Genomic DNA, 12,730 nt, shown 5'->3' on the forward strand with positions numbered 1-12,730 from the left:
CTATTCAGCGACCTTCAGCTTTGCCAAAGGTGCTGCGTCATCGCCCCAGATCAGGATGCCGGTCTTAAGACGCTGTGCGTCCTTTTCCAGCGCCCAATCCTGTGCCGCCTTGCTGGCACGGCCCAGCGACATCTTGGCCAGCAGCTGCGCCACCCAGCGGGCATAGGTGGTGGCCCACACGCGCAGGGCCAACAGCGATGGCGTCACCATCAGCGTCAGCACCGTTGCCACGCCAAGACCGAATACAACGGCTGTCGCCAGCTGTTTCCACCAAAGCGCCGTGGGGCTGTCGATGGTGTAGCCGCCATTGGCGAAATCCAGACTAAGCCCGAACATCATCGGGGCAAGGCCGGCCATTGTTGTAATCGTGGTCAACAGAACCGGACGAATACGCGCCTGCGCGGTACGAATAATCGCCTCGATCCGGGGCATGTACTGGCTGAATTCCTGATAGGTATCGATCAGAATGATGTTGTTATTCACCACGATCCCGGCCAGGGCAACGATGCCTGTACCGGTCATGATGATCGAAAACGTTTGATCCATCACCAGCATCCCGATCAACACGCCAGTGGTCGATAGGACGACGGCGATCAAGACCAGCACCGAATTATAGATGCTGTTGAACTGGGCCAGCAGGATGATGAACATCAACCCCAAGGCCGCCGTGAAGGCAGAACTCAGGAACGCCTGACTTTCGGCCTGATCCTCTTGGTCGCCGGTCCACTCATAGCTGATGCCAGCGGGCAGGGGGGCCGTCTCCAGCCATTTTGTGATCTCGGTGATCCGTTCGTTGGCATTGATTGGGATGATGCGCAGCTGGGTCTTGTCCACCCCGTCTTGCAGATCAACGCCAGTGGCCGCAGCCGTGCGGTCTGTGATTTTGTAGCCCGTTCCGTCAAGCGCGGTGATATCCCCGTCAGATGCCGCCGGGCGCATGGTGGCAAGGGTTATGTCTTTCTCTGCGCCGTCGATATCTTCGGTTTTGACCAGCTTTGCCAACCCAACGGATACACCGGCCTTGATATCAAGGTGGCGCTTTTGATCGACGCGGTTGATCTCGGCCAGTTTCGGGACAGGCTTGCGGGTGATGAAATTCGCCAGCGGCACCAGCCCGTCAGCCGTACGCACCTTCAGCGTATCAAGAGTGCTCAGCACGCGGTCCTCTTCGGGCAGACGGACCCTGATCTCGATTTCTTCGTCCGAGCTATCAACCCGCATGGTATCCAGTAGCAGCCCCCGCGTCACCAATTGCACCATGGCGCCGACGGTCAACACATCGGCCCCGTATTGGCCCGCCTTGGCGACATCCACGTCGATTTGCCAGTCAATGCCGGGCAGGGGGCGTGTGTCTTCGATCAGCGTCAGGCCGGGGGTTTTGTCGAAATGGTCGCGCGCCAGTGCGGTCGCAGTGATCAGATCGTCAAAGTCATTGCCTTTCAGGCGCAGATGCACCGGCTTGGCCGACGCCGGTCCACGGGCCTGCGCCAGAATTTCGATTTTGATACCTGGGATCTGGCTCAGCTCTTCGGTCAGCTCGGAGATCACCAGATCGCCATCCAGATCGGGCCGCAGGGCGCGGTCCTCCCACGGGATCGTTTCAAACTGGACCTGCCCGATACTGTCCTTGGGGGTCTGCGCACCGCCAGTATTGCTGTTCAACCCGCCTTCGCCCGCAAAGGCAAAGGCGGTCAGGATACCGGGATGGCGCAGCACGATCTCTTCGGCCTGCTTCATGATCGTGTCTTTTTCTGTCAGCGACAGGTTGCCGCGCGCCAAGACATAAACGATGGCCTGCTCGGGTTCGGATTCGACAAAGAACTCAACCCCCTTTGAGTTGTTGCTAAAGAAAATCAGCGTGGTGCCGACAAAAACAAAGATTACACCGAGCACGGCCAATGGCATCACCGGGTTGCCCGCGATAAATTCGATCACGCGGCCAAAGGCCGATCTGCGATAGCCCGCTTGGATCACATCGGCGGGTTTGCGGAACAGTTTGGACGTGACCCATTGGCCGCCACGCCCCATACGGGTGAACAGCGCGAAAAAGCTGACCAGCCCCAGCATCGCGCCCGAAACGCCGATGGAGAGTAAGGCAGCAAGCGCCGCAATGCACAGGAAAACAACGGCAAATACCGGAATGACCGAGCCGAGAATATCCAGCCCGTCCATGGATGCAAATTGCGCGGAAATCACAGCAAATAAGGGCTGCGCCAGTGCCATTGGAAGCGCGACCATCGCAAAGGCCACGGGAAAGAGCAGCAGATGCAGATACAGGCGCAGGTTCGCAATGGCGGTCATATTCTCGGCCATCCAGCGTTCTAGCCGCCCGGTCACACCACCCAAAACAGGCAGATAGACCAGCGCCACCACCAAAGAGGCCGAGAGCACGAAAATCAATGTCACTGGCAACATGCCCATGAACTGCCCCGGAACACCGGGCCAGAACAGCATTGGCAAAAACGCGCAAAGCGTTGTGGCTGTGGATGAAATGATTGGCCAGAACATGCGCTTGGCGGCGGTGACATAGGCCTGCATCGGCCCTTCGCCCTGTTGCTGGCGCGCATCGGCATATTCGACAACAACGATGGCCCCATCAACCAACATGCCCACGGCCAAGATCAGCCCGAACATCACAATGTTCGAGATCGAGATGCCCATCAGTGCCAAAAATGCAAAACACAGCAAAAACGAGGTGGGGATCGCGAAACCAACCAAAAGGGCCGCACGGATACCAAGGGCGGCCAATACCACGATCATCACCAGCGCCACAGCAGTCAGGACCGACCCCAACAATTGCTGCACCATGCTGTCCACGACGCGGCTTTGATCGTTTGAGGTGCCGATTTCCACAGCGGCCTTCAGCCCGTCGGGCCAGTTGGCGCTTTGCTCGGCCACGACCTCTTTCACGCGGGAAGACGTGTCGATGAGGTTGAAACCCTTGCGTTTTACCACCTGCAGGGCCAGCGTTTTCTCGCCGTTGAAACGTGCCGTGCCTTCGCGGTCTTCAAACGTAAGGTTGATCGTGGCCAAATCCCCCAATGTGACAACACGATCGCCATTGGTTTTTACGGGCAGGTCATAGACATCGCGCGGCTGGTCAAAGGAAGATGGAATTTTGACCGAGAACGCACCCTGATCCGACTGTACCTCGCCAGCGGCGATCAACTGGTTATTGTTCTGAACCGTGTTGATCAATTCGCCTGCGGTGACGTCATAAGCTTCTAGGCGCAGCGGGTCGATCAAGACCTCAAGCATCTCGTCGCGATCTCCGGCAAGCCCGGCCTCCAGCACGGCATCTATGCCTTCCAGCTCGTCCTGCAGTTCGCGCGCGACATGGGCCATTGTCCGTTCCGGAACGGGGCCAGACAGGTTAACGATGATGATCGGAAACTCGGAAAAGTTGATCTCGTTGATTGAATATTTTTCATAGCCTTCGGGGAACTTCGCCTCGGCGGTGCTCATCGCATCGCGTACATCGGCCATGATCTTGGTCTTGTCCCAGCCGAATTCGAACTCAAGCGCGACACCTGCATAATTCTCAGCAGCAGTGCCCGACATGGTTTTCAGCCCGTCCAGATCAGACAGTTCGGTTTCCATCGGTTTGACCAGCAAGGTTTCGCTGTCGATGGCGGAAATGCCGGGGAACTGCACAGATACAAACAGGGCAGGGATTTCGATATCGGGTTCACCCTCTTTGGGCAGGGTCGAATAGGCATATCCGCCCACCACAAGGCTAAGCAGAATAAACGCCATAACCATACGGGCACGGCCAGCGGCCCAATCGACGATACCACTCATTGGGTGACCTCTTTGTAGGTCGGCGCGACGGTGACGCCCGCAACCACGTATTCCTGACCCAGCACGATAACGTTCGACATGTGCGGCAAACCGCTGACCCAGACGCCTTGCTTGGTGTCGCGGACCAGTTGCACGGGGACAAAGCCGACGACGTTAGCATCGTCGATCACACGCACGCCCAAGATACCCTCGTCATTCAGCGTTAACGCCGATTGCGGCAGCAAATGCGCGTCCACCCCGGCCGAGGATATCGCGATTTCGGCGGTTTGCCCGTCACGGATCGCCAGATCATCGTTGCTGACGTCAATCTCGAGACGGAAGGTGCGCGTCGTCGGGTCAGAGGCGCGCGAGATAAATGTAACCTGACCGCCGATCTCGCGGTTGTCAGCGGCGAGTCGTGCGCGGGCCATGGCACCCAATGTGACGCGGCTTACCTCGGTTTCGGGAACAAAGCCGACCAGCTTGATCGGGTCCAGCTGTATAACACGGGCGCACAGGCTACCGGTTTGCAAAAGGCTGCCCAATTCCGCGGTGTCGCTTTCCAGCAATCCGTCAAAGGGGGCGGTCAATGTCAGGCGGTCGATTTCTGCTTGAGCGCTGGCCACGGCGGCTGCGGCGGCTTCGATCCCGGCTTTGGCCGCGTTCAACCCCGCCCGGGCAGAGCTTAGGCCGGCCCGCGCACCTGCGGCTGTTGCCTGTGCGGTTGCCAGTTGTGTGGTGGATGAAAACCCGCCTGCGCCCAGCTTTTCCGCTGCATTCAGCTTGATCAATGTTTCGTCCAAGCGGGCTTGCGCCTCTTCTACGCGGGCTTGGGCTTCGGGGACGCGCGATTCAGCCTCGGCAAGGCGGGCCTCGGCCTCGCTTTTGGCGGCACCGCGTGTGCCGATGTCCAGCGTACACATGGTATCGCCTGCGGTGACTTTCGTCCCTTTGCGCAGGGGCGGGGATGTCACGATGGCGGATGTTTCTGAGGCGACATCAACGGTTCGGGCGGCGGCGGTTTGGCCACGTACAATCACGGCGGATGCCAAGGGGCTTGCGGTGCTGCGCTGCACGACAACTTTTACCAGCTCTGGCGTGCCGATCTGTGACGGGTTTTGAACGTCTTCCGCCGCGCTGTCCTGTGCGGTCCCGGTATCCTCGGGCACATCCCCAGACCGGCCCAAAAGGGCGTCACGTTGAAAGATCGCCATGTACAGGAGGGCTGAAACGACAATCGCCGCAATAATGGAAAAAATACGCATAATTTGCCTTTGGCCGGTCAGGTTTTGAGGGTCGGATATTTTCGTCATGGTTTTGTTAGGCCAAATTGAGAGGTATGACCAGTTCGCAGCATCTTTTTATGCAAACTGAATCGTTGTCCTTGGTTGGATGCTGAAAGACGATGCAAGGATGCCCTTGGCAGGCTGGCTGCCGCAGGTTAAGAGGGGCGCTAATTCACGGTGGGACAGGCAAGACATGAGCGATACAGACAGTTTCATTGACGAGGTGAACGAAGAAGTCCGCCGCGACCGGTTTTATTTCATGCTCAAGCGGTATGGCTGGATCGCCGTTCTGGCCGTGGTGCTGCTGGTCGGCGGTGCCGCGTGGAATGAATATCAAAAGGCACATTCGCGCGCCAAAGCCGAGGCGCTTGGCGATGCGATGTTCGCGGCCCTTGCGGTCGGGGATTCGGATGGCCGTATCACCGCTTTCAAAGATATCGAGGCAGGCGCGCCGCAATCTGCAGCCGTTGTTGCGTTTCTGACAGCAGCGGAACAGGCCAAGGCAGGCGATACTGCCGCCGCGATTGAGAGCCTGAACACGATTGCCACGAATGGCGACGTGCCTGCGATCTACCGCGAGATTGCGCAATTCAAGGCGCTGACCTTGCAGGGCACCGACACACCGGTAAGTGACCGCCGTCTCGCGCTTGAGGCGCTGGCCCAGCCCGGCAACACCCTGCGTTTGCTGGCTAGTGAACAATTGGCGCTGATCGAGATCGAACAAGGCAATACACAAGCGGCAATTGACCAGTATCAGGCCATCTTATTGGACGCCGAGGTCAGCACGGACTTGCAACAACGTGCCCTTCAGGTGATTGTGGCCTTGGGCGGCGAACCTGAGATGGGCGGCGCAGCCTTGGGCGCGCAACCTGAAGTGTCTGATGCGACAGGTACGGACGGCAACTAACGTCAGAAATGGCGCAAGAATGACATGAGTTAAGAGCAAAGCGAGCAGGGCTATGACCAATCTCCACCGCATCTGTGCAAGATCATCGCAAGCCGGGCGGCTCTCGCTTGGTCTGGGGGCCGTTGTGGCGTCGCTGTTGCTGTCTGCCTGCTCTGAGCCGGATGTGATTCTGCCGGGCCTGCGCGAAGATGTACGCGCGGTGGTTCAAAGCGATGACAGCTTTGATGCGAACGCCGATCTGGCTGTGCCGGAAAACACTTCGCGGGCGATTTCCTTGCCTGCCATGACCAACAATGCCAGCTGGCCCCAAGCAGCGGGTACGCCCAGCACACGGGTCAACCACGCGGCGTTGTCTGCCGCGCCGCAATTGGCATGGTCTGCCAACATCGGCAGTGGCGACAGCCGCAAACAACGCATCACCGCAACCCCTGTTGTTGCAGGCGGACGGGTTTATACCATCGATTCCAGCGCCTTGGTCACCGCGACCTCGACCTCCGGGGTGACCTTGTGGACACGCGATCTGACACCTACCAACGACGGGCAGGGCGACGCGACGGGGGGCGGTTTGGCCGTCGAGGGCGACACGGTTTATGTGTCGCTGGGCTTTGGTACCGTTAGCGCGTTGGATGCCGCATCCGGTGCCACCCGCTGGAAACAGGATATCGACGCGACGGGTTCAGGTGCGCCAACAGTTTACGGCGATCTGGTCTATTTCACATCGGGTGATGATCTGGGCTGGGCCTTAAACAAAAACAACGGTCGCGTGCAGTGGCAGACCGGATCGAACTCGGTTGTTGGCAACGTCTTGGGCGCGCCAGCCCCGGCCATCAGCCCCGAAATCGCCGTTATGGCATTCGGGTCAGGCGAGGTGCAGGGCCTGTTCCGCCGTGGCGGGTTGAACCGCTGGGACACGTCGGTTCTGGGCAAACGCCCGGGCCGCGCTTTTGCGAATGTGTCTGATATCACCGGCGCGCCGGTCATATCTGGAAACACCGTTTATGTGGGTAACATATCGGGCCGCTTGTCGGCTGTGACATTGGCCGGCGGTGAACGTCTGTGGACGGCACGTGACGGTGTTGTTGGACCGGTTTGGCCCGTAGGCGATAGCATCTTTGGGATCACCGACCTGAACGAACTGGTTCGGCTGGACGCCAATACTGGCCAGCGTATCTGGGGCGCGGAATTGCCGAATTTCGTCAAGGAAAAGCCGAAACGTCAATCCGAAGTCTTTGCCCATTATGGCCCGATTCTGGCCGGGGGCCGGATCATCATCGCGTCGAATGACGGGCTGATGCGCAGCTTTGATCCCAAAAACGGCGCGTTGATTGCGACTACAGAAATCCCCGGCGGCGCGACCACTGCGCCTGTGGTGGCGGGTGGCACGCTTTATGTCGTGTCGTCGAAAGGTCAATTGCACGCTTTCCGTTGACCTTGAAATAGTCTAGAGGGCAGGCTTGACCTGACCTTCGGAGCCGTTTCAATGTCTTTCACCCTCGCCATCGTGGGCCGTCCCAATGTGGGAAAATCCACGCTGTTCAACCGTCTTGTCGGTAAAAAGCTGGCGTTGGTTGATGACCAACCCGGTGTGACGCGCGACCTGCGCGAGGGCGCTGCACGTCTGGCCGACCTGCGTTTCACCGTGATCGACACTGCCGGGCTTGAGGAAGTCACCGATGACAGCCTTCAGGGCCGCATGCGCCGTCTAACCGAACGTGCGGTCGATATGGCCGATATCTGCCTGTTCATGATTGATGCTCGCGTGGGGGTGACCCCGTCCGATCTGGTCTTTGCCGATATCCTGCGCAAAAAATCCGCCCATGTTATTCTGGCCGCCAACAAGGGTGAAGGTAAAGCCGCCGATGCTGGCGTGATCGAGGCCTATAGCCTTGGTCTGGGCGAACCGATCCGCATGTCGGCTGAGCATGGCGAAGGGTTGAACGATCTTTATGCACAACTAATGCCCATCGCTGATGGTTTCGCCGAACGCGTTGACACCGATACCCCCGAAACCGACGTGGACCTGACCGAGGAAGAGGCCGAACTGGGCGACGAAGACGCGCCCATGCCCGTGCCCACCAACGCCAAACCGTTGCAAGTCGCCGTCGTGGGTCGCCCGAACGCGGGTAAATCCACGTTGATCAACCAGATCATGGGCGAAGACCGCTTGCTGACCGGACCAGAGGCCGGGATAACCCGCGACGCGATTTCGCTGAAAACCGATTGGGACGGCGTACCCATGCGGATATTTGATACCGCTGGCATGCGTAAAAAGGCGAAAGTACAGGAAAAGCTGGAAAAGCTGAGCGTTAGCGATGGCCTGCGTGCGGTGAAATTTGCCGAAGTCGTTGTTGTGTTGCTGGACGCTGAAATCCCCTTTGAACAGCAAGACTTGCGTATTGCCGATTTGGCTGAACGCGAAGGCCGCGCCGTCGTCGTTGCGGTCAACAAATGGGATCTTGAGACCGACAAACAAGGCAAGCTGAAAGACCTGCGTGAGAGTTTCGAGCGCTTGCTGCCGCAGCTCAAAGGCGCGCCTTTGGTGACGGTATCGGCCAAAACGGGTCGTGGTCTGGACCGCCTGCATCAGGCGATCATGCGCGCCTACGAGGTTTGGAACCGCCGAATCACTACAGCGCAGTTGAACCGCTGGCTGTCTGGCATGATGGAGGCGCACCCGCCCCCCGCGCCCCAAGGCAAACGCATCAAACTGCGCTATATGACCCAAGCGAAAACCCGGCCACCGGGATTTGTTGTCATGTGTAGCCATCCTGACAAAGTGCCCGAAAGCTATAACCGCTATCTGGTGAATGGGCTTCGAATTGACTTTGACATGCCCGGCACGCCGATCCGTATCTGGATGCGCGGCCAGTCCGATGCGAACCCCTATAAGGGGCGCAAAAAGGCCAAGCCATCAAAGCTGCGGAAACATACAAACGGGCACCGTCAGGACCGCTAGGCGCGCTCCTCAGGCCTTGCGCCAAGACTTGAAGGTTGGCAGCAGTAGTGCGATTGCACCACCTGCTGCCAGCGCTGCAACGCTTGGTGTGGTGGCATAATTCTGGACCACTACAGCGCTCAGCGCCCAGATTACTGCAACCCCATAAGTGGGCGCACGCATTAGCGTTGATTGCACCGCGGCGGCAATCACGATGGCGAGGCTCACAAAGATCAGCGCGGCCGTTTCCGCCCCGACCCAGCCATAACCAGCGGCGAGCAGACCCAGTGACACGCAGGATGCGGCACTTAGCCAGCCTGCATATAGCCCGACTGGCAGGGCGGCGAACCAACGGTCACCGTCAGGCGCTTCGAACAGGGCGACAAGCGCTGCAATCAGCATGCCCCAGATCAGGACGGACGCCCAGACCGGGCTGGCATTGGCGACGGCCAGCCAGAAACATCCGATGAACAGCGAAACCGCCAGCGGCATGCGCATGTCATGCCAGGTGAAATCCTCGCGGGCCTTCCACAGCCCCCAGCCCATGCCGGTGATCAGCCACAGATAGATGACGCCCCAGATCGAAAACGCATAGCCCGCCGGCTGCACAGGCGGCGACACCTGCGGCACGGGGAACTGATTGGGGTCAAACCCGGCAAAGCTGGTCACGAAAAACGGTGACGCAGCAAAGCCTATGGCCAGTAGAAATGTCACAAATGCGGTCAGGGGGCGGGCCATGATGCGTCCTTTTGAAGTGATCGTTCAAAACGCAACATAGCACGCCGCCATTCAGTTCCCAGAGTTTATGACAACTTGCCATCCGCGCCCAAAAGCGTCTTGCCACCCAGATAGGGGGCCAGCACGTCAGGCAATTGCACCGATCCATCCTCTTGCTGACCGTTCTCAAGCACGGCGATCAGGCAGCGCCCCACGGCCAGACCGGACCCGTTCAGCGTATGCACGAACTGGGGCTTACCGCCATCCGCGGGCTTGAACCGTGCGTTCATGCGCCGCGCCTGAAAATCGCCAGTGGTCGAAACCGACGAAATCTCGCGGTAGGTTTTCTGACCGGGCACCCATGCTTCGATGTCATAGGTGCGGCGCGCGCCAAAGCCCATGTCGCCGGTGCACAGCAGCACGGTGCGATAGGGGATGTTCAGCCGTTCCAGCAAATCCTCGGCACAGCGCAGCATGCGCTTTTGCTCGGCCTCGCTTTCATCGGGATGCGTGACCGATACCATCTCGACCTTTTCGAACTGGTGTTGGCGCAGCATGCCTGCGGTGTCGCGACCTGCCGATCCGGCCTCGGACCGGAAACACAGGGTGTGCGCGGTATAGCGGCGCGGCAGGTAATCGGCGTCGATCACATGGCCCGCCGCGATATAGGTCAGCGGCACCTCTGAGGTCGGCACCAGCCACCAGCCATTGGTGGTCTGATAGCTTTCTTCGCCGAACTTGGGCAGCTTGTCGGTGCCATACATGGCGTCATTATTGACCAGCACGGGCGGGTTCACTTCGGTCAGGCCGTTTTCATCGACATGGGTGTCGACCATGAACTGCGCCAGCGCCCGGTGAATGCGCGCCACGGCCCCCGACAACAACACAAAGCGGCTGCCGGACATCTTGGCCGCCGTCTCAAAATCCATCGACGCAGCGACGCCGGTGATGTCAAAATGTTCGCGCGCTTCAAAGTCGAACGTCTTGGGGGTGCCCCAGCGGCTGACCTCCACGTTGTCATTCTCGTCTGCGCCTTGGGGCACATCATCGGCGGGCAGGTTGGGAATGCGCGCCAGCATGTCGGTTAGCTTGGCGTCCAGCTCCTTGGCGTCGGCGTTCATCTGCGCGACTTCGGCCTTCTTTTCGCTGACCAAGGCGCGCAGCCGCTCGAATTCGGCCTCGTCACCCGATGCCTTGGCCGCGCCCACCAGTTTGGAGGCTTTGTTTTGCTCGGCCTGCGCTGTTTCCGCGCTCAGGATCATGCCGCGCCGCGCCTCGTCCAGTGCTAGGATGTCGCCGGACACAGGCGCATCGCCGCGCCGTGCGAGGGCCGCGTCAAACGCATCAGGGTTTTCGCGGATGGCTTTGATGTCATGCATGGGTCTGTCCTTTGATCTGGTATCGCCCGATTTTGAATCGCTCAGGCGCGCTTTGCCCGCGTTATGCCCGATTGTGGATCGCGGGGCCAGATGTGGTGTGGCGGGTTATGTGGGGTTGTCTGGGTCTTGGCCGATGGAACGCTGGAAGGCGCGCCATTGGTCGTCGAAGTCTTCCCACTTTAGTTTTTCTTTGCTCCAATGCTCGGGCCAGTTTTCGTGATCGGGGCCATGGCCGCCGGGCAAGGTCACGCTAGCATCACCAAACGTTTCTGTAATTTGATCCGATCCTATGTTAGTTTGTGTAAAATCAACATCTTTCAGCGCCGCACCTCGAAGATTAGCGGCACCGAAAGATGTTTCACCATCAAACTTCGCCATGAAGAGGCGCGTCCCCTGCAACTGCGCAATGGGGAGCTCCGCGCCCTGCAACTGCGCCCTGTTGAGGTTCGCCCCCTGCAACTTCGCCGCGCTGAGGTAGGCCTCCTGCAACTCCGCCCTGCTGAGGTCGGCCTCCTGCAACTTCGCCTCGCTGAGGTTCGCCCCCTGCAACTTCGCCCTGTAGAGGTTCGCCCCCTGCAACTGCGCCGCACTGAGGATCGCCCGCTGCAACTGCGCTGCGCTGAGGTCCGCCCCCTGCAACTTCGCCGCGCTGAGGTAGGCCCCCTGCAACTGCGCCCTACCGAGGCGCGCGCCCTGCAACTTCGCCCCGTAGAGGTTTGCCCCCTGCAACTCCGCCCCGTTGAGTTCCGCCCCCTGCAACTGCGCCATGAGAAGGTCCGCCCCCTGCAGCTGCGCCTGATTGAAAAGACAACGCGTGAATTCCAATTCCCTTAAGTCGGCGCCTTGCAGGCAAGTTGATCGCAGGTCCAGTCGATATCCGACCGCGCTGCCCCTGACTGTCGCCTCCCGTTCAACTTTGATCTGGCGCGATGCCCGCCGGCCGATAACCTCTAGCGCGACTTGAATATCGGTGCGCGGTTTGGGGAGTTTTTTTGCCCAAGTGTAAATTTCTCCCGAACCGGGCATCTTCGGCTTATCCGCATCTTCTGCCGCTTTGTCCTCCCAAATCTGGAACGGGTTTTTCTCTGTTTCGCGCAGGGGTGCGTTTTCACGGATATAGGCGCAGAGGATTTCCATGATCTGGATGTGGTCGCGCAGGCTGTCTTGGGCAATGCGTTCCAGCGCATAGATCGCGCCTATGCGTACTTCTAGGTTGGGTTTTGTGGACTCATCATCCTTGTCCTTGACCGTTTTTTCCGCGCCCAGCCCTTCAACGGCTTTGGAAATGCGATCTGTGATCAGCCCTTCTTCGGCGGCAAGGGTTTGGCGCTGAGTTAACGTGAGGCGGATCATTGTGAACGGAAGTGCTACGACAGCACCAACGGTTGCCGTCAAGGCCGCCATCTTTGCTAATGAAAAACGCCAGTCCCATGTTTGCTCTGAGCCTTGCGGGGTAGCCGCCAAGATGAATGACCAGACCACTGCCAGCAGCCCCAGAACAAGTGATCCAAAGATAACGGCCCACAAAGCGATAGCAACGAATAATAGGCCAGAGTTGAAACCAGAAAGTCCGAGCCGTTTTTGCAATTGATCAAAAAGAGGCGGTTTGCTGGGATCGCCCTTGGAGGGCATAAAGGAAATCCCAATTGGGACGAATAGAAACGCCAGCACCAGAACGATCCCTAGAAGCTCACGCCCATCAATCTGAAAAATAATGTCGTCCAAC

At 59.0% G+C, this 12,730-nt stretch carries 8 protein-coding genes; 3 read left to right on the top strand and 5 right to left on the bottom strand.

Annotated features, from left to right (window positions below; genetic code table 11):
* Both BM347_RS01315 and BM347_RS01320 read right to left on the bottom strand, forming a co-directional pair.
* Complete coding sequence (locus BM347_RS01315) at window positions 1-3,801, bottom strand: efflux RND transporter permease subunit (protein WP_093914621.1); 3,801 nt, start codon at window positions 3,799-3,801, stop codon at window positions 1-3.
* Window positions 3,798-5,045 (bottom strand): efflux RND transporter periplasmic adaptor subunit, encoded by a 1,248-nt coding sequence (locus BM347_RS01320; protein ID WP_093915363.1) that lies wholly within the window; start codon window positions 5,043-5,045, stop codon window positions 3,798-3,800. The genes BM347_RS01315 and BM347_RS01320 overlap by 4 nt, the downstream gene beginning before the upstream one ends.
* 214 nt (window positions 5,046-5,259) lie before the next feature.
* Between BM347_RS01320 and BM347_RS01325 the strand changes: the two genes are divergently transcribed.
* The 3 genes from BM347_RS01325 to der are packed head-to-tail and all read left to right on the top strand — an operon-like array spanning window position 5,260 to window position 8,929.
* A complete protein-coding gene (locus BM347_RS01325; RefSeq protein WP_093914622.1) occupies window positions 5,260-5,973 on the top strand; it encodes a tetratricopeptide repeat protein in 714 nt (237 codons plus the stop codon).
* 52 nt (window positions 5,974-6,025) lie between these two features.
* Entirely contained in the window at window positions 6,026-7,402 is a 1,377-nt protein-coding gene (locus BM347_RS01330) for a PQQ-like beta-propeller repeat protein (RefSeq protein WP_093914623.1), read from the top strand.
* A gap of 51 nt (window positions 7,403-7,453) precedes the next feature.
* Complete coding sequence (der, locus tag BM347_RS01335) at window positions 7,454-8,929, top strand: ribosome biogenesis GTPase Der (RefSeq protein ID WP_093914624.1); 1,476 nt, start codon at window positions 7,454-7,456, stop codon at window positions 8,927-8,929.
* A 9-nt stretch (window positions 8,930-8,938) separates the two neighbouring features.
* On the opposite strand, the gene BM347_RS01340 is transcribed toward der, so the two are convergent.
* The 3 genes from BM347_RS01340 to BM347_RS01350 all read right to left on the bottom strand — a co-directional run bounded on the left by BM347_RS01340 (window position 8,939) and on the right by BM347_RS01350 (window position 12,729).
* A complete protein-coding gene (locus BM347_RS01340) occupies window positions 8,939-9,646 on the bottom strand; it encodes a tryptophan-rich sensory protein (protein ID WP_093914625.1) in 708 nt (235 codons plus the stop codon).
* A gap of 65 nt (window positions 9,647-9,711) precedes the next feature.
* Complete coding sequence (gene serS, locus BM347_RS01345; protein ID WP_093914626.1) at window positions 9,712-11,004, bottom strand: serine--tRNA ligase; 1,293 nt, start codon at window positions 11,002-11,004, stop codon at window positions 9,712-9,714.
* A gap of 105 nt (window positions 11,005-11,109) precedes the next feature.
* Window positions 11,110-12,729 (bottom strand): pentapeptide repeat-containing protein, encoded by a 1,620-nt coding sequence (locus BM347_RS01350; RefSeq protein WP_139226435.1) that lies wholly within the window; start codon window positions 12,727-12,729, stop codon window positions 11,110-11,112.
* Window position 12,730: the final 1 nt, after the last annotated feature.

Origin of the sequence: Sulfitobacter marinus (assembly GCF_900116285.1) — a bacterium.
Lineage (GTDB): Bacteria > Pseudomonadota > Alphaproteobacteria > Rhodobacterales > Rhodobacteraceae > Sulfitobacter > Sulfitobacter marinus.

Excerpts from the sequence above, each read along its gene's own strand:
- BM347_RS01325 (WP_093914622.1), top strand. The coding sequence starts at position 5,260 with ATGAGCGATACAGACAGTTTCATTGACGAGGTGAACGAAGAAGTCCGC.
- BM347_RS01315 (WP_093914621.1), bottom strand. The coding sequence starts at position 3,801 with ATGAGTGGTATCGTCGATTGGGCCGCTGGCCGTGCCCGTATGGTTATG.
- BM347_RS01320 (WP_093915363.1), bottom strand. The coding sequence starts at position 5,045 with ATGCGTATTTTTTCCATTATTGCGGCGATTGTCGTTTCAGCCCTCCTG.
- BM347_RS01340 (WP_093914625.1), bottom strand. The coding sequence starts at position 9,646 with ATGGCCCGCCCCCTGACCGCATTTGTGACATTTCTACTGGCCATAGGC.
- der (WP_093914624.1), top strand. The coding sequence starts at position 7,454 with ATGTCTTTCACCCTCGCCATCGTGGGCCGTCCCAATGTGGGAAAATCC.
- BM347_RS01330 (WP_093914623.1), top strand. The coding sequence starts at position 6,026 with ATGACCAATCTCCACCGCATCTGTGCAAGATCATCGCAAGCCGGGCGG.
- serS (WP_093914626.1), bottom strand. The coding sequence starts at position 11,004 with ATGCATGACATCAAAGCCATCCGCGAAAACCCTGATGCGTTTGACGCG.